Below are 20,184 nucleotides of genomic sequence, written 5' to 3'. Positions count from 1 at the left end.
GTCCTCCACTCATAAGGGGGGTCTGTTCTGGTGGCCTTAGTATAGGCCGCCCACGCCAATGTCACCATCGGATGGAGCAGGTTTCTGGGCCTGTCCTGGCGCTGCGGACGACCCGGTTCCAGGTGTACCGTTTCCGGGCTGGTCCGGCATCTGGGCCATGCCGCTTTCGGAATCCGAAATCACGCTGTCCGCACCCGTATCGGCGGCGGTCAGAGCCTCGGTTCCAGCGCCGAAGCCATGCAGCTCAACAGACGCCCCCGGAACCTGATCGGTCTTGAAGCCATCGACGGCCGAAATGCGTCCCGTGTCGTAGCTGGCCAGCGTAATACCGTCCGGCACACGGAAGTCGAGCTTCGGACGACTGGCCAGAGCGACCTTCATGATCTTGTTCCAGATCGGCCCGGCAATACGGCCACCATCAGAATTGCGACCCAGCGTTTGGGGCGTGTCGAAACCAACCCAGACCACCGTGACGATATCGGGGGAAAACCCGGCAAACCAGGCATCATGGAAGTCCTGACTGGTGCCGGTCTTGCCCGCGACGGGACGGTCGATGCCAACGCCCGCCATACGGCCGGTACCCCGGGCGATCACGTCCTGCATCATTTTCACGATCTGGAACGTGCTCTGCTCGCTGGCAAGCGTCGGGCGCGTATCGGTCAGGGAGGGCACGGATACGCTGCCGGGTACTGGCGTGGCCAGGGCGACAGTAGGCGGAGCGGAAGTAGGCGCGGCGGGTGGTGTCGTCCCGGCCGCCGGGGTACCGTCCGCAGGAACAGGCTGTTCGCTGGGCGGCGCCTGCATTGCGGTGCCGAGCTTCAAGCCGCCGGCCTGCCACAACAGGCTCCCGGCGCGGTCCTGAATATCATCCACAAGCGTCGGGACGACGATATGGCCGCCATTGGCGATCGTGGCATAGGCTGCGGCCTCGCGCATGACGGTGGTCTCGACGGCACCCAGCGCCGCGGGCAGGACATGCGGCATCTCCGCCACGAGCCCGGCGCGGATGGCCGTATCGGCGACAGCTTTCATGCCGAGATGGGCGGCGACACGGATCGTGACGAGATTACGGCTCTCGCGCAGCGCGTCATGCAGCGTCGTGGGGCCCCAGTTGTCGTGCTCGTAGTTCTGCGGATGCCAGTCGCCGTAGGAGACCGGCGAATCGTCGAAACGTTCGGACGGGGAAATCCCCTGTTCCATCGCGGCCAGATAGACAAACGGCTTGAACGACGACCCCGGCTGACGCAGCGCCTGCGTGGCGCGGTTGAACTGGCTTTCATGGAACGACCAGCCGCCGACCATCGCCAGAACGCGGCCCGTATGCACATCCAGCGTCACCGCCGCACCTTCGACCTGCGGGATCTGGCGCAGGGCCGCCGAACCGCCTTCCTGCGGTTCGATCATGATGACATCCCCGGCACGCAGCGGATGCGCCCGGCGCGCCCAGCTGATGTCGGTCGCAAGAAGCGCGCCTTTGCGGGGGCTGCCTTCCTCGATCCAGCCGACATGTGTGCCACCCGGAAGCACAACCGCCAGACGCCACTCGCGCAGCATCCCGCCGGGCGGCGTGACATGATCGAGCGCGCTCTCCCAGCCGTCATCCTGAATGTCCGACAGGTTGCGCAACGGCCCCCGCCAGCCACTATGGGCGCGGTCGTAATTCATCAGCCCTTCATGCAGCAGGCGCGTCTCGGTGGTCTGAAGGTTCTGGTCGAGACTGGTATGGACCTCCAGACCGCCCTGCGCCGCACGGTCCTGACCATACTGGGCGATGAGCTGACGGCGGACTTCCTCGCCGAACCATTCGGAATCCGGCAGAGGACCAAAACGCTGCTTCTGCTGCGGGACCAGCGGCTCCTGCTTTTCCTGATCGGCCTGCTCACGGGTCAGAACGCCTGCTTCAACCATCAGGTCCAGCACAAGGTTGCGACGGCCCATCGCGGCCTGCGGATGCAGGAACGGATTGTAGTTCGTGGGCGATTTGGGAAGTGCTGCCAGAGAGGCGGCTTCGGCATCGTCGAGCTGGTCGAGCGGCTTGTTGAAATAGCTCTGCGCAGCCGCGGCGACACCATAGGCACCGTTCCCGAGATAAATGCCGTTCAGATAGATTTCGAGGATCTTGTCCTTGGACAGCACCTGCTCCATTTTCATGGCGAGCAGGGCTTCCTTGATCTTGCGGTCGAGGCTTACGACGTTGCTGTTGAGCAGCATGACCTTCGCCACCTGCTGGGTGATGGTCGAAGCACCCAGCGGACGGCGGCCATGACGCGCAAAAATGTCCGTCAGGCCCGCACGGCCGATCGCCATGAAATCCACGCCGCCATGCGTATAGAAATTATGGTCTTCCGTGGCGATGAAGGCATTCTTCACGCGCTCGGGGATCGCGTTGATCGGCACGAAGATCCGACGCTCGTTCGCCAGCTCGGCCATCAGACGGTCATCGGCAGCATAGATGCGGCTGACGGTCGGCGGCTGATAAGCGCGCAGGCTGTCCACGCTGGGCAGATCCGCCACCAGCTTGGCATAGGTCGTCCAGCCCAGAACGCCCGCCCCGGCCATACCCACAAGCCCCACACCGGCGATGATCGCCAGGGACTGCCGGTAGCGGCGGAAACGGGGAGGGCGTGGTGGCGTGGCGCCCGGACCTTGAGGGTTACCAGAACTATGGCCAAAACCCTGGGGGCTACGGGAGCGGAAAGAGCGTCGCGTCATGCCCCCTGCATAGCATTATTCCGCCCCTTTAGTCGCCCCGTCTAAAAAGGTCATTTCATGAAAGAGGCGTAACCCCGGAACCATTATTCCGAAACGTTCAGCAGCCCTCAGCCAAGCAGACGACCAACCATCCGCGCGGTGTAGTCCACAACAGGCACGATCCGCCCGTAATTCAGACGGGTCGGGCCGATCACGCCAATCGCCCCCACGATTTTCTGGGCTTCGTTGCGGGCAGGCGCCACGATCATGGACACGCCCGACATCCCGAACATCCCGCTTTCACGCCCGATATAGATCCGCACCCCTTCGGACGCATCCGCCAGTTGCAGCAGCTGAAGCATGGTCTCCTGCGTCTCCAGATGGTCGAACAGCATGCGGATCGTCGTCAGGCGCTCGATTTCCGTGATGTCGGCCAGCAGCTTCCCCTGCCCTTTCACGAACAGCGTCCCCCCGTCGGCGTCCCATGTCGCAAGACCGCTTTCGATCACACTGGCCGTCAGGGCATCGAGTTCATGGCGGCTGGCATCCATTTCGCTCCGGACCCGCTCGCGCAGCGTGCCGAGCGTCAGGTCACCAAGACGGGCGTTCAGGTAGTTCCCGGCCTCGACGAGAGCGGAAGGCGGCACGCCGGGGGGGGTCTCGATGATGCGGTTCTCCACCTGTCCGTCCGAACCCACCAGAATGACCAGAACCCGCCCCGGACCAAGCGCCACGAACTCGATATGCTTGAGCGCGGCATCCGATTTCGGCGCGAGCACCAGTCCGGCAGCGGAAGACAGGCCCGACAGCAGGGACGACGCTTCAGACAGGATATCCTGATAGGACCGCCCGTGAATATCGAGTCGGCTGTCGATGCTGGCGCGGTCTTCTTCCGTCAGGGTGCCGAACTGGAGCAGGCCATCCACAAACAGGCGCACGCCCTTTTCGGTCGGCAGACGCCCGGCTGAAACATGCGGGCTGAACAGCAGCCCGGCCCGCGCCAGATCCGCCATGACATTGCGGATCGTGGCCGAAGACAACGCCGGTTGCAGGCGCTGGGCCAGCGTCTGGCTGCCGATAGGCTCACCCGTTTCGACATATTCCTCAACGATTTCACGCAAAATCGCGGCTTCACGATCTCCCAGACCGTGCGGCATCGGGATGGAAGGGCGGAACAGGGGAGGCTGTGGTCGCATCATGGTAAACCCACTGTCGGGGCTGGATGGGTCTGCGTCAAACGCGCTAGAGGCGGGACATATTCTTCCACGGGATCTTTTTTGACATGACTGACACCGCACGCAAGCGTCCATCAGGGCGTGCGCCGGACGAAAACCGCATTGTTTCAATCGAAACAGGCTTTGCCCGCCATGCCGAAGGCTCCGCACTCATCCGTGTGGGCGGCACGGAAGTCCTGTGCACGGCCACGGTCGAGGAGCGTGTTCCGGCGTTCCTGCGCAACAGGGGGCAGGGCTGGATCACGGCCGAATACGGAATGCTCCCCCGGGCGACGCATAATCGTGGCCAGCGCGAAGCGGCCAAAGGCAAGCCATCCGGCCGCACGCAGGAAATCCAGCGGCTGATCGCACGCTCGCTCCGGGCCTGTGTGGATCTGAAAAAACTGGGAGAGCGGACCATCACGCTCGACTGCGACGTCCTGAACGCGGATGGCGGCACGCGCTGCGCCTCCATCACGGGCGCCTGGGTGGCGCTGGCGATCGCGCTGAAGAAAATCAAGCGCTCGCAGGCCCTCACGGCTCAGGTCGCAGCGGTTTCGTGCGGACTGACGGAAGCAGGAGCCGTGCTGGATCTGGACTATATTGAAGACAGCAGCGCGCAGGCCGATACGAATTTCGTTCTAACGGCGGATGGTGGCATCATCGAAATTCAGGGGACCGCCGAGGACAAGCCGTTTCAGGAGAGCGAATTTTTCGAACTCCTCCGACTGGCAAAGCTCGGCACGGCCCGACTGTTCGACGCCCAGAATCACGTACTGGAGACTGCATGATGCGGACATTGTCCCGCGGTTCGAAAATCGTTCTGGCCAGCCATAATGCCGGCAAGCTGCGCGAATTTTCCACCCTGCTGGCCGAGAGCGGGATCACCGTCATCTCGGCAGCCGAACTGAACCTCCCGGAACCCGAAGAGACGGAAGAGACCTTCACCGGCAACGCCGCCATCAAGGCCCTGGCCGCCGCCAGGGCTTCCGGACTGCCCGCGCTGGCCGATGATTCCGGCTTCTGCGTCGCGGCGCTGGACAATCGCCCGGGCGTCTATTCCGCGCGCTGGGGCGGCCCGACCAAAGACATGCAGATCGCAATGGACCGCGTACATCGGGAGATGGGCGACAGTGCCGATCACCGGGCCTTTTTCGTCGCGGCCCTGTGTCTGGCCTGGCCGGATGGCGAAACGCGGACCGTGCAGGGTGAATGTCACGGTACGGTCGTCTGGCCTCCACGGGGCGACCATGGACACGGTTATGATCCGATGTTCGTACCGGAAGGCGGAAACCGGACCTTTGCGGAAATGACGGAGGCGGAGAAAAATGCCCTCAGTCATCGCGGCCGGGCGCTGGAGCAATTCCTGAAGAATTTCATCGCCTGATGACTGAAAAAACCCGGTTTTTTCAAAATAAAATTCCGGGTTTTCATTCTCCTCAAAGAGAGTTCTTTGAAAAAAGAAACATAGAATTATTCATTACATGGAAATAAAAAATTACCCCAATTTTTTTGATCCATGTTACCCTGAACGGACCTGAAACAAAAAAGGGATCGTCATGGGGAATGTGACAGCACTGTTGGCGGATGCATTTATATTTGTCCTCGTTCCGTGGGGACTGTGGCAGCTGCTCAGACGCTCCATTCCGATTGCCATCCTGCCCATTCTGGTCGGCATTCTTCTGGCGGTCCTGCATTTTCCAGCGTCAAAAGTCGGTATTCCCTCGCTTTACGGCGATTATATCGGCTGGCTGGCCGTTCTGGTTCTGGCGTTCACTGCCGGGCTGGAAATGTGGCAGAACCCCACTCATTCTCCCGAAGCCGAAAACCTCCCCTCCCCGACGCTGGGTCGCCTGCTGGGCGGAGCACTCGTGGCGCTGGGCGTTCCGTTCGTCATCGGCACCATTCTGGTCAAGCTGTTCTTCCTGCCTTTGCATGGCTGGCAGGCCCCGCACGGGGATGGCTGGATCGGCGCCATGTCGATCGGGCTGTGCATTTCCGTCAGTGCGCTGCCGGTCCTGATCGGGATCGTACGCGAACTGGAGCCTGTGTACCGCCCCGTCGGACAGCTTGCCCTCAAACTTGCGGTCGTGGACGATGCGGCCCTCTGGATCGGGCTGGCCATCCTCCAGTTCGCGGCACGCGGATCGGATGCGCTGCATGGCTGGACCGGATTTGAAGGACTGGCCGTCCTGCTTCTGGTCGGCATGGCGCTCCTGAGCAGCTGGGCCACGCGAAACCTGAAGAACCCGCCGATCTGGGTGATCTGGGCCGCTGTTCCGGCCTATCTGGCCGCCGGGTCCTGGGCGAGCCACGAACTGGGGCTGCACGAGCTGATCGGTGCCTATTTCGCAGGTGCGCTCATGCCACCGCGCTGGGTCCGTCGCCTGCCGGTCGAAGCTGTGGGGACGTTCTCGCTGATCTGGCTGGCCCCGATGTTCTTTGGCCATAGCGGATTGCGGATCGACGGCGATGCGCTGACCTGGCCGTCCGTTCTGGCATCCCTGCTGCTGGTCGTCATTGCGATCGTCACGAAAATCCTTGCCGTCTGGATTTTCCCGCCGGCTCCGGGCCTGACACACCGTCAGGCGCTGGGCATCGGCTCCCTGTTGCAGTGCAAGGGGCTGATGGAAATCGTGGCGGCAACCATCCTGCATGCGCATGGCATGATTTCGGAATTTGCCTTCGCCTCGCTGATGGTTCTGGCCGTGATTTCCACGACGTTGACCGGGCCGATGTTCCGGCTCGTCTCGGGACGTTCGCGCCCCGAGACTGTAGTATAATCAGTCCTTCGAACGCACGGGGCCGTGGCTGACAAGCGCGCCCCGCTGCCAGACCTGATCAATCTGATCCACGGCGGCGATGTTTTCATCCGCATTGCCATCCACGATCAGCAGATCCGCCCGGCGGCCGGGCGCAATCACACCCCGGTCCGACAGATGCAGCAGGGCCGCGGCATTACCCGTAGCCAGACTGATGGCCTGCACGGGGGACAGCCCGGCCTGCACCGTCAGATACAGCTCACGATGCTCGGCAAAGCCGGGAATACGGGTCGGTGCGGCCCCGGAATCCGTACCGAAACCAACCTTCACCCCCGCCCGATACAGAACGGCGAGGTTTTTCTGATTCACCGACAGCGCGTAATGCGAGGCCTTGGTCAGAGGCTTGGCCAGTGTCTCCGCGCGCCATTTCGGATCCGTGAACTGGCGGCGCAGGGCCGGGTCCATGCCCGCCAGAACGAACGGATTGGAGAGCAGCTCCGGCTGCTCGGCATAGAGATAATTCGCCTCGTCCAGATCCAGCGTCGCAATATACCATGTGCCCTGACGGAGCATCGCCGCGATCAGATCATGATCCACCGGCTGGTCCCGCACGCCATGCGCGAGAATATCGGCTTTTGCCGCCACGATGGCCTTGGCGACGGCAAGATCGTGGATATGGACCGCAACCCGCGTGTCGTGCTGGTGCGCCTCGTCGATGACGGCCTCATAGATGGCGGGCGGCAGCATGGGATAGGTCTTGCCGTCCGGGACGTCATTGCGGAAGTCGTCCACCCAGAGCTTTACCAGATCCGTGTGTTCCGCAATCATCTGGTCCACGTCCTTGCGCGCCTCTTCCGGCGTGGTCGGACGGAAGACCTGATCGGGACCAACGCCCTTGACCATGGCGGCCGGTGGCACACCATCCGGCGCACCAATCCCCTGATCCACGCCATAGAGATCCGCCCCCGGATTGCGGCCCTCATGCTGTTCCTGACGCAGCGTATCGAACAGCGGAGAACGGTTCAGACCCAGCGCCGTGACGGTCAGGACGCCATAATCGGAATACTGCTTCATCGCGGCGAGAATATTGGCGCGGGTATAGTTATCGCGGCTGGCCCCCGTGCCCTTCACGAGGCCGACATGACTGTGATCGCTGATGAGAGCGGGCATCAGCGTCTTGCCCGTCAGGTCCACATGCCGCGCATCGGCGGGAGCCGGGATGCCGACCGAAAGAATCACACCATTGTCGATGACCACCGTGGCATCCGGCTGCGCCGAGGCCCCGGTTCCGTCAATCAGCCGCGCGTGGTCGAACGCGACCGGTTCGGCCAGCGCATGTCCGATACTGAAAACGGCAGGCGTTGCGAGCAGCAGGGCAGTGAAGGCGGAACGGATGGTCATGCGGCGGTCTCCTGTATAGCTCCCGCCGAGCTTCTTTAGCGGGCATCCTGTGGTCCGGGCGGAAAGGTCCATGAAGGACGAAACGCCTTCAGACCGGGAAAGATGCCGAAAAGCAGACCCTTTCCTTCCGGCCTCAGCCCTCCAGCGACTGAAGCTCGAACAGGCGGCGGTAGATCCCGCCCTCGCGCGTAATCAGTTCGGCGTGCGTTCCGTCTTCTTTCAGTGCGCCCTGACTGAACACGAGGATGCGATCCAGTTCCATGACGGTCGAGAGACGATGCGCCACGACAATGACGGTCCGGTTCTGCATCAGGCGACGCATCGCGTCCTGCACAAGGGATTCGGACTCGGAATCGAGGCTGGACGTCGCTTCGTCGAAAATCAGGATGGGCGCATCGGCCAGAAAGGCGCGGGCGATGGCAACACGCTGGCGCTCGCCGCCCGAGAGCTTCACGCCACGCTCTCCAACCATGGTTTCGTACCTCTCGGGCAACCGCTCGATGAACGGCGCCGCATTGGCCAGACGGGCGGCGTTTTCGATCTCGGCACGGCTCGCATCGGGGCGCGCATAAGCGATGTTTTCTGCAAGCGTGCGATGAAACAGCACCGGTTCCTGCGGAACGATGGCGATATGCGCGCGCAGGGACTCCTGCGTGACATGGGCAATATCCTGCCCGTCCACCACGATCCGCCCGCCGTTCACGTCATAAAGGCGCTGGAGCAGCTTGGTCAGGGTCGTCTTGCCCGAGCCGCTCGGCCCGACAAGCGCCACGCGGGACCCCGGCGCGATGTCGATGCTCAGGTCGTTGTAAAGCGGTTTGACCTGCCCCGGATACTGGAAGTCTACATGCTCGAAGTGAATGGCCCCTGTTGTGAAACGGGCCGTCTGCGCATCGTTTGCGTCCTGAATGGCGGGATCGCGACGGAAAATCGCCACGAGTTCCTCCATCTCATTGACCGAACGCTGCACCTGACTGACCTGCTGTCCCAGATCGCGCAGATACCCCTGCACGAGGAACATCATCGTCAGCACATAGGCCACGTCACCCGGACCGGCCTTGCCGTCCCACCACAGCCAGACGGCCAGCCCGATCAGCAGCATTCGCATGGCGAGCGAGGCCAGCGCCTGAAGATTGGCGCTGTTGGTGCCGCGTACCCAGGTTTTCAGAGTGCGCTGACGCCAGCCACGGATGATGCTGTCGAGCCGGGCATCCTCGCGGTTTTCCGCACCGAATGCCTTGACGACCGGATTGCAGGTGACGGCATCCGCCATGGCCGCACCCATTTTCGTGTCCCATTCATTAGACGCACGGGCGGTGGGCGCGACATAGCGCAGGGTCAGCAGGATGGAGAGCGTGGCGAACAGCACCACCGAAACCGCCAGAACCGACCCCATCAGTGGTGAGCGGACCATAAGCACCGCCGTCGTCCCGCCCAGAACCAGCACTTCCGGCGCGATCAGAAGCAGGAGCGTGTCGTCCAGCGTATCAATCGCCCACATGCCGCGCGTCAGCTTGCGGACAGTCGAGCCGGCGAAGTTGTTGGCATGCCAGTCCGTCGAGAAGCGCTGCACCCGATCGAACGCCTGATTGGCGACGCGGTGCATGATGGCGAGCGTGAGATACGAAATCCCGATGAAAGAGGAGCGCCGTCCGAACAGCCCAACCAGCCCGAGGACGATCAGCCCCGCGACCATCAGCCCCGCATCGTCGCGCAGATGCAGCAGTTCCGAGGTTTTCTCTACAGCGGGACCGGCGGCATGACGGGAAATATCCTCCACCAGACGGCCCGCGAGAATGGGCGTGCAGACATCGGCCAGCGTGGCGAGGGCAACGCCACCAAGAGTCTTCGCCAGCAGGAGAGGATGGTCACACCAGCGGCTGCAGACGAAAGACAGGACGTCCGTGAAGGACACCTCCTGCTTGCGGCCCTCCTGCTGCTGGCGGCTCATGGGAAAAGAGGTATCGGAAACGGTATCAGACACAGGGTGCTCCGCCGTCTGCCGGTCTGCAAGGTCATGCAGAACAGGCCACGGTGTAATGACATGGGGTGTGATGGCATGGAATTTTCAGAACTTTGCCGTATCTTGCTGTGTGTCCGGACCAGACGCAACACACCCCCGGCAACACACCCTACTGGAGTGCCCGTCATGACCGATGCCCCCGCAACCGCGAAGCGGGCCATGAGCAAGGCGGCCGCAAAAGCCTTCATCACAGCGCTTGCCGAAGCCAATCCCGATGCGGAAAGCGAACTGGTGTTCCGCAATCCGTTCGAACTTCTGGTAAGCGTCGTGCTGTCGGCACAGGCGACGGACAAATCCGTCAACAAGGCGACGAAAGGCCTGTTCGAGGAAGCCCCCGACCCGGCCTCCATGGCGGCCATCGGCGAAGAGGGCATTGCGCGGCACATCCGCACCATCGGCCTGTGGCGAGCGAAAGCGCATAACGTGGACCTGCTCTGCCATCAGTTGCTGGAGCGTCACGGCGGACAGGTCCCATCCGACCGGGCCTCGCTCGAAGCGCTGGCCGGTGTCGGGCGCAAGACGGCGAATGTCGTGATGAATGTCGCATTCGGCGCGGATACGATGGCAGTCGATACCCACATCTTCCGCATCGGCAACCGTACCGGCCTGGCCCCCGGCAAGACCGTGCGACAGGTCGAGGACGGGCTGGTCGCCCGCATCCCGAAAGACATGCTCCGCCCGGCGCATCACTGGCTGATTCTGCACGGGCGTTATGTCTGCAAGGCCCGCGCGCCCGAATGCTGGCGCTGCCCGGCCACGACATGGTGCCTGTATCCGGACAAATGCATGGCGGCCCCGCCCGCACGGAAAACAGCCAAAGCCTGAAAATTCAGACCTTACTCGGACTGAGCCAGAGGCAGATTCGGCATGCCGTGCCAGCCCACGGGTGGAACCCAGAGCCGGCTCCCCCGCCAGCTCCGGTCCGAAACAATCGTAAAGGCACGCCCGGCGAACACGGCATAAGCCCCGTCGCGCCAGACCGAAAACCGGTCGATGGACGGCACATCCGCGCAGCCTTTGCGGGCGGGAGACGCGCTGATGAACAGGCTCACCCCGTCGCATTGCCGCGCGTCCGGGAGAATGGCGCCATCCGATGAGTCCCGGGGACGCAGCAGGACAGTTTGCGCGCCAAGACTGATCCGGCATAAACCAGCCAGACAGTCCGGCGGCAGAGGCGCCACCGGAAGCGCCAGAGCCTGCTGCCAGTCTTCCAGCGTGCGGCGTTCCAGACCGGAATGCGGACCGACCAGCAGGACGTCCGGACGGCGCACTGCCATCAGCCCCGCATCCGCCGAGATGAAAATATCGGGCTTCGGCGCCAGCCAGATCGACGCCACCCCGATCGCCACAGGCAGCAAACCGGCCAGACAGACCCGGCCTTTCCACAGGCACAGAAAACACAGCCCGAGCATCACGAGCAGCAGCCCCCAGCCCGGCATGGCCGGAACAGGCTGATGCGCCATCGGAAACGCCGCCACGCTCTCCGCCAGCACCTGCACGATGCGGATGCCCACACCCATGAGTTTCAGAAACGGCGCTTCGGCATGAAACGGCATGGCGACAAGCGCCAGAAGCCCGACCGGCATGATCCAGACAGCCGCCAGCGGCACGGCCACAAGATTGGCCAGCACGAACCATGGCTGAAGCGCGCCAAAATGCGCCATGCTGACCGGCAGGGTCGCCAGCCCGGCGAGAAGGCTCGTCAGCGTCAGGGCCGCGCCGTAGGACGCCACAACCCTGTACCAGTCCCCCTCCCCGCGCAGCCGCATGAGCGGCTCGCGCAGTACGCCATACCCCGCAATCAGCCCCATCACGGCGGCGAACGACATCTGGAACGACACATCAACAACCGAAACCGGCGAGACCAGCAGGATCAGCAGCGCCACGATGGACAGAGACCGCATGGACAGGACGCGCCGCCCGGTCACGATGGCCAGCGTCACGAGGCTCGCCATCCCCAGCGCCCGCAGGCTGGGCAGATGCGCGCCCGTCAGCAGCACATACCCCGCTCCGGCCAGTAGTCCGGAAACGGCTGCGATCTGCCGGCAGGGCCAGCGCAGGGCAATATATTCGATAGACGCCAGACCGCAGCGCAACGTCACAATGACGGCGGCCATCACCAGCCCCAGATGCAGCCCCGCAACGGCAAGAAGATGCGCCAGCCCGGATGCGGAAAATGCCTCCCGCGTCTGCTGGTCGATGCCGCCCGCTTCACCCGCCAGAAGCGTGGCGGCAATGGCAGCGGTCTGATCGGACAGCACGGCCGCCGTGCGAAAGGCGACGGTTTCTCGCAGGGTTTCAATCCGCGAAGGTCTGGACGCAGCGCCTGTAAGACTGGCCGGGCCCAGCGCGTACCCGCTTCCCGCCAGTCCCGAAAACCATGCCTCCCGCTGAAGATCCCGGCCGCCCGGCCATGACGGCGGGGGTGGCGGTCGCAGCATCGTACGCAGGCTGATCGTGCTTCCCGGCTCCGGCAACAGGTCGTCATCGTCGCGCAGACGGATATGCAACGTGCGGCGCAGCGGTGCCATTCCGGCATCCACAGGCGTCTCAAACACGGCATCGGCCAGAGTAACACGATGGCCGTCATCCTCGTCATCATTGCGGGGCGGCAGAATTTCCAGAGACTGCACGCGACCGGTCAGAACGGTGGCATGGGTCGGCAGAACCGGCATGGGCGGCTGCATTCGGGCCTGTAACGCCAGATCGCCAAAACCGGTCACGACGGCCAGAAGCGCAAATCCCAGAAGGCGCGGAAAAAGCCGCTGCCAGCCCCACCACAGACACCCGGTTCCCGACAGGCCAAACAGGAGGGTGACAAGCATGACGGACAGAATGGAAGGCTCGAACGGCAGGGCAAGGTAAATCACGGCCCCAAGCCCGACAGCGACCGGGAGCCAGCAGATCATCTGCCGCCCCTGATCCAGAACAGACCGGATCACGGCAGGCGGCGGCCGCAAGGAATCCAGGCGTTCCTCGCGCACCAGAAGTTCGCGCGGGTCGAGGTCCGGGACGGAAAGGGGTTCTGTCTTCACAAACAGAACCGTAACGGATTTTTCCGCGGGACGCGCCTCCCCGATTAAGGTCAGCGCCTCCTGCGGCCCAATCTACTGCGGAAGGTGCAGCGCCTGTTTCAGACCGGTAGCATCCCGCTCCAGTTCAAACCCCGTATTTCCAGGCTGAAACAGCCTTGCGGTTGCAAGATTGCCGGTCACGACAGGATCGAATCCGGCCGCCTTCACCAGCGTCGTCACCTGCGACACAGCCTGCGCATCATCCCCTGCCACAGGAACCGCCAGAAGCGGCGAAGCACGATGCGCCTCCGAACGCAGCGTGGTCATGTCGATGGAGTTGAACGCCCGCACCACATGCGCCGAAGGGAAATAACGCTGTGTCGTCACCCCTGCCCCGTCCCGCTGCGCCGTGTCCGCAATCGCCCCATCCCGCCAGGGATAGGGATTGGACGGATCGAGCAGAACCTTGTCCAGCAGCGTCCGGCTGAGCTGCGGGCCAAGCTGCGGAATGGCGCCATAGGGGACGGCAAGAACCACCACATCGCCATAAGCCGCCGCCTGCGCCGGGGTTCCGGCCGTGGCGAGCGGCCCCAGCGACGTGGCCAGAGACTGCGCCTCGCTCAGGGAACGCGACGACACCATGACGGGATAACCCGCATGGACCCAGAGTTCAGCCAGCGTTGTGCCAACATGACCTGTGCCGATAATGCCGATCCGCATTTTCTGGCTCGTCGCCTCAACCGCACTGGCGCTGCTGACCGTGGCCAGCCCCGCGAGCGCTGCAAGGAAAGGACGGCGCCTGAGAGGAAAACCCGTCATGATGGGTGCCACTCCCGTGCGAGAACACCTGCTGCGCCCTGAACCGGATCGGTTTTCGGGAAGGGCAGGCCGTGAATACGGGCACTCTGCTCCGCCGTGGGGGCGGCGCGGAGGATGTCGAAAGACTGGTTGGGCGGATAGGCGCCGATGACGGTGAACTCCGTGTCCGATCCGAGATTGCAGTGCCCCGTTCCGGCCGGAAGCACGGCGATGTCGCCACCGCGCACCTCGACCGTCCGGGCATTCGGCCCTCCCAGCATCAGGCGCGCGGAACCGTTGGAAAAGCCCAGAACTTCATGACCAAGGCTGTGATAGTGATGAAACGGATAGACACCGTTGCGCCACTGCGGCGGCCAGCCGTTCCGGCTGAACAGGTTTTCATACACCGCCTCGCGATCCGGCCCGGCTTCGAGCGCATTGCGATAGACGATGACAGGCAACTCCGGATTGTTCGGAACCCAGTCATTGGCGCGCAGCGTAAAGACATCCACACGGGAGGTCGTGGCACTGGCGTGATGGATCTTCCCCTCTCCGAAGGTCAGACCCAGCCCTGCCAGCAGGGCATTGAAATCTCGTCTGTTCATTGGAAAGGCACCACCCGGACTATTGAACGTCACAATAGGCCGCTTCGGGAGGCGGCTGGAAATCACACGCGCTTGAAGAACCTTAGCTTTTTGTAAAGCGATGGTGCGTGACGGAGCGTCGCAGTCCCGCTGGCGCAGGCGGATGGAAGCGCAGGTCAGAGCATGATATGACGGCGGCATGACCATCCGTACGCGATTTGCCCCCTCCCCGACGGGTCTGCTGCATGTCGGCAACGCCCGCGCCGCCCTGTTCAATTTCCTCTTTGCCCGTCATCACGGCGGCGAATTCCTCCTGAGGATCGAGGACACCGACAAGGAACGCTCCACTCAAAAAGCCGTGGACGTGATCTTTGACGGTCTGGCCTGGATGGGAATCGAGGCGGATGCGGAACCGGTTTTCCAGTCCGCCCGGCAGGACCGCCATACGGAAGTGGCGCTTGAGCTTCTGGAAAAGGGTCAGGCCTACAAGTGCTTCTGCACCCCCGAAGAACTGACCGCCATGCGTGAGAAGGCCATGGCCGAGAAGCGCCCGCCCCGTTACGACGGCACATGGCGGGACCGCGATCCGTCCGAAGCGCCCGCCGGTGCACCCTATGTCGTGCGTCTGAAGGCCCCGCGTGACGGCGAGACGATCATCAAGGATCTGGTGCAGGGCGAAGTCCGGGTTGCAAATTCCGAAATGGACGACCTGATCCTGCTGCGCTCGGACGGTACGCCGACCTATCTGCATGCCGTGGTCGTCGACGATCACGATATGGACATCACCCATGTCATGCGCGGTGACGATCATCTGACGAACACGTTCCGTCAGGCCATGATCTATCGCGCCATGGGTTGGAACCTGCCGCATTTCGCACATCTGCCGCTGATCCACGGTCCTGACGGCGCCAAGCTGTCCAAGCGCCATGGCGCACAGTCCGTCGTGGATTTCCGCGAGGAAGGCTATCTGCCGGAAGCCCTGTGCAACTACCTGCTGCGTCTGGGCTGGGGTCATGGCGATGCCGAAGTCCTGTCCCGCGAAGAGCAGATCAAGCTGTTCGATCTGGATGGCGTGGGCCGCTCCCCGTCCCGGATGGATTACGTCAAGCTGGCGCATCTGAACGGGATCTGGATGCGCGTCGCCGATGATGTGCGCCTGACGGATGACGTCATGCAGCGCCTTCAGGGCCGCGACGGCGTTGTCACCGATGAGCGCACCCGCGCACGCATTCTTGCAATGATGCCGGGCCTCAAGGAGCGCGCAAAAACGCTCGTGGAACTGGCGGACAATGCCGCTTTCGCAGGCTTCACCCTGCCCCTGACCTTCACCCCCAAGGCCGAGAAGCTGCTGGGCGAGGACGGACGCACGGTTCTGCAGGGCGTAGGCAGGGATTTGGCCGCACTTTCGGACTTCACGCCCGAAACCGTCGATGCAACGCTGCGCGCCTATGCTGAAAAACATGAGATCAAGCTCGGCTCCGTGGCCCAGCCGCTGCGCGCGGCCATGACCGGCTCCACGACGTCTCCGGGTATTGACCTGACGCTCGCGGCGCTGGGACAGGACGAGGTTCTGGCCCGCATCGCAGCCGTTCTCGCCTCCGCGTCCACCGATGGCTGAGCGGCCCTCCGTCCCCCGGCATCTCCTGGGAATCGAGGGGCTGTCGGCCGAACAGCTCGTGCCGTTCCTCGATCTGGCGGAGAGCTATGCGCTGCTGAGCCGCTCGCGCTCCGCGCCGCGTGATGCGCTGCGGGGGCGGACAGTCATCAACCTGTTCTACGAAGACAGCACCCGCACCCGCACGAGTTTCGAACTCGCGGGCAAGCGGCTTGGCGCGGACGTCATCAACATGTCCGTCGCCACAAGTTCGGTGAACAAGGGCGAGACGCTGCTAGATACGGCGGCGACGCTGAACGCCATGCGTTGTGACCTGCTGGTCATCCGCCACGCGCAGTCCGGCGCGCCGGCCCTGCTGTCGCAGAAAGTCGAAGCCAGCGTCGTCAATGCGGGCGACGGCACGCATGAACATCCGACACAGGCGCTGCTGGATGCGCTGACCATCCGCCGGCATTTCGGTCGCCTTGAGGGCCTTACGGTCGCCATCTGCGGGGATGTCGGGCACAGCCGGGTGGCACGCTCCAACATCCATCTGCTGACGGCATTCGGAAACCGGGTGCGGTTGGTCGGACCACCGACGCTGCTTCCAGGGGCTATGGCTGAGCTCGGCAATGTCGCGCTGTATTCGGACATGGACAAGGCGCTGGATGGCGCGGATGTCGTCATGTCCCTGCGGCTTCAGAAGGAGCGCATGGGGGCGGGTCTGGTGCCAAGTGCGCGGGAATATTTCCATTTCTTCGGACTGGACCGCCGCCGTCTGGCGCTGGCCAATCCTGGCGCGCTCGTCATGCATCCGGGCCCAATGAACCGTGGCGTCGAAATCGCCTCGGACGTGGCGGATTCGGATCAGAGCGTGATTTCCGAACAGGTTGAGATGGGCGTGGCTGTGCGGATGGCGGTTCTGGACCGTCTGTCCCGGGCACGGATGCCGGTATGAGCGATATCGTTTTTGAAAATGTCCGACTGATCGACCCGGCTTCGGGCCGCGATGAGACCGGGCGACTTGTGGTGCGCCAGGGGAAGATCGTCGCCTGCGAAGACGGGTCGGTTCCCGAAGGCGCGTGGATCATTGATGGCGCAGGAGCCGTGCTGTGTCCCGGGCTGGTGGACATGCGCGTCGCACTCGGGGAGCCGGGGTCGGAGTACCGTGAGAGCGTGTCTTCCGGGGCGCGGGCTGCCGTCGCGGGTGGCATTACCACCATGGCGGTCCTGCCCAACACCTCGCCACCGATCGACAATCCGGCCCTCGTGCATCTGCTGCGGGTCCGGGGCGAAGAGACGGGTATGGTCTCGATCCATCCTTACGGCGCGCTGACGCGCGGCTGCGAGGGCGGCGAAATGGCCGAACTCGGGCTGTTGCGTAACGCCGGAGCCGTGGCGTTCACGGACGGAACCCGCGCGATTTCAGACGCCAAGCAGATGCGCAACCTGCTGTCCTATTCGCGTTTTCTGGACGCCATCGTGGTGCAGCATCCGGAAGATCCGTCTCTGGCCAAAGGCGCGTGTGCCACGGCCGGAGCCCGCGCGGTGCGAATGGGTCTGCCGCAGGTTCCGGCCGAAGCCGAGGCCATCATGATCGCCCGCGATCTGCGTCTGGCGGCCATGACAGGCGCGCGGCTGCATTTCGCGCATGTCTCGACGGCAGAGGGGCTGGACCTGATCCGTACGGCCAAGAGCCGGGGCGTACGCGTGACCTGCGATACGGCGCCGCCCTATTTTGCCATGACCGAAGACGATATCGGCGACTTCCGCACCTACGCGAAACTCTCGCCCCCCCTGCGCAACGACGCCGACCGGCAGGCCGTCTGTGCCGCGCTGGCGGACGGAACGATTGACGCCGTAGCCTCAGACCATGCTCCGGCGGATGCGGATGACAAGCGGCTTCCTTTTGCACAGGCCCGCGCCGGGGGCACCGGACTGGTCACGCTGCTGGGTGTGACACTGGGCGCGGGACTGCCGCTTGTAGATGCGTTGCGGCTGGTGACGTCCGCTCCGGCTGCCCTGCTGGGCCTTGATGCCGGAACGCTGGCCATCGGGAGCGATGCCGATCTGTGCCTGTTCGATCCGGAAGGATCATGGACAGTGGTCGCCGGAGAGCTGCCGGGACGCGCCCAGAACACACCGTTTGACGGCCGGAATCTGAAAGGCCGTGTCCTGCGGACGTTCAAGCGGGGCATGGAAGTCTTCACCGCTGACGGACTGGCGGAGGCACGGTCTTGAGCGGTTTTCAGGCACAGCTCATTCTGCTGTTTCTCGTGTCCTACGTCATCGGAAGCATCCCGTTCGGGCTTCTGCTGACGGCGCTTTCTGGCGGCGGGGACATCCGCAAGATCGGTTCGGGCAATATCGGCGCAACCAACGTTCTGCGCACGGGACGACGCGGTCTGGCGGCGGCCACGCTGCTGCTGGATGCGCTCAAGGGAGCTGCAGCGGTCCTGATCGCACGGTTTTTCTTCCCCGGTGCGGGCGAGATGACCATGGCTGTGGGAACCGTCGCCGTCGTTCTCGGGCACTGTTTTCCGGTCTGGCTCGGCTTCAGGGGCGGCAAAGGCGTCGCGACAGGGCTCGGAACGATCTGGGTCCTGTCCTGGCCGGTCGGGCTGGGCTGCTGTGTGGTCTGGCTGCTGGTCGCACGCCTGAGCCGGATTTCCTCAGCCGGCGCTCTGGCGGCGTTTCTGCTCGCGCCGGTGCTGATGGTGCTGCTGTCCGGACGCACGCTGCACTCCCCCATTCCTGTGGCGACGCTACTCGTCTCGCTGCTGATCTGGGCCCGGCACTGGAGCAATATTGCGCGCCTTCTAACGGGCCAAGAGCCGCGCGTGAGCGTGGACCAAGCGCCCCGTTCCTAAGATTTTAAGTGCCTGTTAAGGAATCTGCCTTAAGGAGAAAGACCTTATGACAGCTTCCGCAGCCCCCTCTCCCGTCATATCCGCAACAGACCGAATCGACACGCTACGCCTGTCGCAGACGCCGGGCGTCGGTCCGGTCAACTTTGCGCGACTGATGACGCAGTATGGCAGCGCGGGAGCTGCTCTGGCGGCCCTGCCGGGACGGATGCGCAAGGCGGGACGTCAGGATGATCCTGCCATTCCGTCCGTCTCCCGCATGGCAGACGAACTGGAGCGCCTTGAAAAACTGGGTGGGAAAATGCTGCTGCGGGGGGATGCGGACTATCCGCTCCTGCTGTCGCGGGTGCCGGATGCGCCCCCTGTCCTGTTCACGCTCGGGAATGTCGACAAACTGTCGATGCGGTCCGTGGGGATTGTGGGAGCACGCAATGCTTCGGCTGCGGGAATCCGGATTGCCGAAAGCCTTGCGGCCGAAATGGCCCATGCCGGAATCTGCGTGGTTTCAGGGCTGGCGCGGGGCATCGACTCGGCCGCGCATGCCGCCGCCCTCTATCCGGGCCTGACGGTGGCCGCGATCGCCGGAGGGCTGGATCATGTCTATCCGCCCGAGAATGCATCCCTTCAGCAACAGATTGCCGAAAAGGGCTGTCTGGTGACGGAAGCCCTGCTGGGAACCGTGCCGCTGGCCCGCCATTTCCCACGACGAAACCGCCTGATTGCCGGGATTTCGCTGGGCTGCCTCATCATTGAGGCCGCGCTGGACTCCGGCACGCTGATCACGGCTGATCTGGCCCAGTCCTATAACCGCGAACTTCTGGTCGTGCCGGGCTCGCCGCTCGATCCGCGGTCACGGGGCGGCAATCATCTTCTGAAAACGGGCCAGGCGACCCTGACAGAAAATATTGACGATATTCTTCAGGCCTCGCCGCTGGAACTTCCCGCACGCGACCCCGTGCCCTGGCAGCGTTCAGCAGGCCACACCCCGCCTTTGACCGGGTTTTCCGAACCATCGTCCGCATGGGGTGACATCCCCGATGCCGGCTGGATTGACCCCGATCTGGTGCAGCAGAGCGTGCGGCCTCTTCTCTCCGTGACGCCTGTAGCAGTTGACGATGTGGTGCGCCGCTGCCAGTTCTCCGTGTCGGCAGTGCTTGCGACGCTGGCCGAGCTGGAGCTCGGCGGGGTTGTGGAGTTTGTGCCCGGCGGACGCGTGGCGTTGCTGCCGAACTGAAG

Annotated in this window: 16 protein-coding genes; 9 read left to right on the top strand and 7 right to left on the bottom strand. The window is 63.6% G+C overall.

Features of this window, described 5'->3' with window-relative positions:
• Nucleotides 1-36 precede the first annotated feature (36 nt).
• Both GAL01_RS10560 and hrcA read right to left on the bottom strand, forming a co-directional pair.
• The gene (locus GAL01_RS10560) at nucleotides 37-2,712 is read right to left on the bottom strand and encodes a penicillin-binding protein 1A (RefSeq protein WP_099253240.1); all 2,676 of its coding nucleotides are present in this window, start codon (nucleotides 2,710-2,712) and stop codon (nucleotides 37-39) included.
• 107 nt (nucleotides 2,713-2,819) lie between these two features.
• Nucleotides 2,820-3,890 (bottom strand): heat-inducible transcriptional repressor HrcA, encoded by a 1,071-nt coding sequence (gene hrcA, locus GAL01_RS10555; RefSeq protein ID WP_077803731.1) that lies wholly within the window; start codon nucleotides 3,888-3,890, stop codon nucleotides 2,820-2,822.
• A gap of 83 nt (nucleotides 3,891-3,973) precedes the next feature.
• On the opposite strand from hrcA, the gene rph reads away from it, so the two are divergent.
• The 3 genes from rph to GAL01_RS10540 all read left to right on the top strand — a co-directional run bounded on the left by rph (nucleotide 3,974) and on the right by GAL01_RS10540 (nucleotide 6,688).
• A complete protein-coding gene (rph, locus tag GAL01_RS10550; protein WP_062030760.1) occupies nucleotides 3,974-4,696 on the top strand; it encodes a ribonuclease PH in 723 nt (240 codons plus the stop codon).
• Nucleotides 4,696-5,292 carry an RdgB/HAM1 family non-canonical purine NTP pyrophosphatase gene (rdgB, locus tag GAL01_RS10545; protein WP_062030796.1) on the top strand — a complete coding sequence of 199 codons (597 nt, stop codon included), beginning with the start codon at nucleotides 4,696-4,698 and terminating at the stop codon, nucleotides 5,290-5,292. The genes rph and rdgB overlap by 1 nt, the downstream gene beginning before the upstream one ends.
• A 172-nt stretch (nucleotides 5,293-5,464) precedes the next feature.
• Entirely contained in the window at nucleotides 5,465-6,688 is a 1,224-nt protein-coding gene (locus GAL01_RS10540) for a cation:proton antiporter (protein WP_062030758.1), read from the top strand.
• Here the strand turns inward: GAL01_RS10540 and GAL01_RS10535 are convergent, their stop codons facing one another.
• Both GAL01_RS10535 and GAL01_RS10530 read right to left on the bottom strand, forming a co-directional pair.
• Nucleotides 6,689-8,068 carry an amidohydrolase family protein gene (locus tag GAL01_RS10535; protein WP_062030756.1) on the bottom strand — a complete coding sequence of 460 codons (1,380 nt, stop codon included), beginning with the start codon at nucleotides 8,066-8,068 and terminating at the stop codon, nucleotides 6,689-6,691. It abuts the gene before it with no gap.
• Nucleotides 8,069-8,201: 133 nt separating this feature from the next.
• Nucleotides 8,202-10,019, bottom strand: a complete 1,818-nt coding sequence (locus GAL01_RS10530; RefSeq protein ID WP_062030794.1) for an ABC transporter ATP-binding protein — start codon at nucleotides 10,017-10,019, stop codon at nucleotides 8,202-8,204.
• A 198-nt stretch (nucleotides 10,020-10,217) separates the two neighbouring features.
• Between GAL01_RS10530 and nth the strand changes: the two genes are divergently transcribed.
• Nucleotides 10,218-10,916, top strand: coding sequence for an endonuclease III (nth, locus tag GAL01_RS10525; protein ID WP_174694479.1), 699 nt, complete (start codon nucleotides 10,218-10,220; stop codon nucleotides 10,914-10,916).
• A gap of 11 nt (nucleotides 10,917-10,927) precedes the next feature.
• Here the strand turns inward: nth and GAL01_RS10520 are convergent, their stop codons facing one another.
• From GAL01_RS10520 to GAL01_RS10510, 3 genes are all read right to left on the bottom strand, one after another.
• Complete coding sequence (locus GAL01_RS10520) at nucleotides 10,928-13,126, bottom strand: ComEC/Rec2 family competence protein (RefSeq protein ID WP_231865374.1); 2,199 nt, start codon at nucleotides 13,124-13,126, stop codon at nucleotides 10,928-10,930.
• A gap of 72 nt (nucleotides 13,127-13,198) precedes the next feature.
• Nucleotides 13,199-13,924 carry an NADPH-dependent F420 reductase gene (locus GAL01_RS10515; RefSeq protein WP_062030754.1) on the bottom strand — a complete coding sequence of 242 codons (726 nt, stop codon included), beginning with the start codon at nucleotides 13,922-13,924 and terminating at the stop codon, nucleotides 13,199-13,201.
• Nucleotides 13,921-14,508, bottom strand: a complete 588-nt coding sequence (locus tag GAL01_RS10510; protein WP_062030788.1) for a hypothetical protein — start codon at nucleotides 14,506-14,508, stop codon at nucleotides 13,921-13,923. The genes GAL01_RS10515 and GAL01_RS10510 overlap by 4 nt, the downstream gene beginning before the upstream one ends.
• A gap of 178 nt (nucleotides 14,509-14,686) precedes the next feature.
• On the opposite strand from GAL01_RS10510, the gene gltX reads away from it, so the two are divergent.
• Genes gltX through dprA form a run of 5 tightly spaced genes read left to right on the top strand, consistent with a single transcriptional unit; the run spans nucleotide 14,687 to nucleotide 20,182 of the window.
• Complete coding sequence (gene gltX / locus GAL01_RS10505; RefSeq protein ID WP_062030752.1) at nucleotides 14,687-16,105, top strand: glutamate--tRNA ligase; 1,419 nt, start codon at nucleotides 14,687-14,689, stop codon at nucleotides 16,103-16,105.
• A complete protein-coding gene (locus GAL01_RS10500; protein ID WP_062030748.1) occupies nucleotides 16,098-17,039 on the top strand; it encodes an aspartate carbamoyltransferase catalytic subunit in 942 nt (313 codons plus the stop codon). Before gltX ends, GAL01_RS10500 begins: the two co-directional genes overlap by 8 nt.
• Nucleotides 17,036-18,322 (top strand): dihydroorotase, encoded by a 1,287-nt coding sequence (locus tag GAL01_RS10495; protein ID WP_062030745.1) that lies wholly within the window; start codon nucleotides 17,036-17,038, stop codon nucleotides 18,320-18,322. The genes GAL01_RS10500 and GAL01_RS10495 overlap by 4 nt, the downstream gene beginning before the upstream one ends.
• Entirely contained in the window at nucleotides 18,319-18,951 is a 633-nt protein-coding gene (gene plsY / locus GAL01_RS10490) for a glycerol-3-phosphate 1-O-acyltransferase PlsY (RefSeq protein ID WP_062030744.1), read from the top strand. The genes GAL01_RS10495 and plsY overlap by 4 nt, the downstream gene beginning before the upstream one ends.
• A 46-nt stretch (nucleotides 18,952-18,997) precedes the next feature.
• Nucleotides 18,998-20,182, top strand: a complete 1,185-nt coding sequence (gene dprA, locus GAL01_RS10485; protein WP_062030741.1) for a DNA-processing protein DprA — start codon at nucleotides 18,998-19,000, stop codon at nucleotides 20,180-20,182.
• Nucleotides 20,183-20,184: the final 2 nt, after the last annotated feature.

It is taken from the genome of Gluconobacter albidus (genome assembly GCF_002723915.1).
Lineage (GTDB): Bacteria > Pseudomonadota > Alphaproteobacteria > Acetobacterales > Acetobacteraceae > Gluconobacter > Gluconobacter albidus.
Note: the sequence above shows the minus strand (reverse complement) of the source record. Positions and strands in the feature narration are given on the sequence as shown.

Bases quoted from the DNA above. Each gene is read 5' to 3' on its own strand.
- GAL01_RS10560 (WP_099253240.1), bottom strand. From the start codon at position 2,712: ATGACGCGACGCTCTTTCCGCTCCCGTAGCCCCCAGGGTTTTGGCCAT.
- hrcA (WP_077803731.1), bottom strand. From the start codon at position 3,890: ATGATGCGACCACAGCCTCCCCTGTTCCGCCCTTCCATCCCGATGCCG.
- rph (WP_062030760.1), top strand. From the start codon at position 3,974: ATGACTGACACCGCACGCAAGCGTCCATCAGGGCGTGCGCCGGACGAA.
- rdgB (WP_062030796.1), top strand. From the start codon at position 4,696: ATGCGGACATTGTCCCGCGGTTCGAAAATCGTTCTGGCCAGCCATAAT.
- GAL01_RS10540 (WP_062030758.1), top strand. From the start codon at position 5,465: ATGGGGAATGTGACAGCACTGTTGGCGGATGCATTTATATTTGTCCTC.
- GAL01_RS10535 (WP_062030756.1), bottom strand. From the start codon at position 8,068: ATGACCATCCGTTCCGCCTTCACTGCCCTGCTGCTCGCAACGCCTGCC.
- GAL01_RS10530 (WP_062030794.1), bottom strand. From the start codon at position 10,019: ATGAGCCGCCAGCAGCAGGAGGGCCGCAAGCAGGAGGTGTCCTTCACG.
- nth (WP_174694479.1), top strand. From the start codon at position 10,218: ATGACCGATGCCCCCGCAACCGCGAAGCGGGCCATGAGCAAGGCGGCC.
- GAL01_RS10515 (WP_062030754.1), bottom strand. From the start codon at position 13,924: ATGACGGGTTTTCCTCTCAGGCGCCGTCCTTTCCTTGCAGCGCTCGCG.
- GAL01_RS10510 (WP_062030788.1), bottom strand. From the start codon at position 14,508: ATGAACAGACGAGATTTCAATGCCCTGCTGGCAGGGCTGGGTCTGACC.
- gltX (WP_062030752.1), top strand. From the start codon at position 14,687: ATGACCATCCGTACGCGATTTGCCCCCTCCCCGACGGGTCTGCTGCAT.
- GAL01_RS10500 (WP_062030748.1), top strand. From the start codon at position 16,098: ATGGCTGAGCGGCCCTCCGTCCCCCGGCATCTCCTGGGAATCGAGGGG.
- GAL01_RS10495 (WP_062030745.1), top strand. From the start codon at position 17,036: ATGAGCGATATCGTTTTTGAAAATGTCCGACTGATCGACCCGGCTTCG.
- dprA (WP_062030741.1), top strand. From the start codon at position 18,998: ATGACAGCTTCCGCAGCCCCCTCTCCCGTCATATCCGCAACAGACCGA.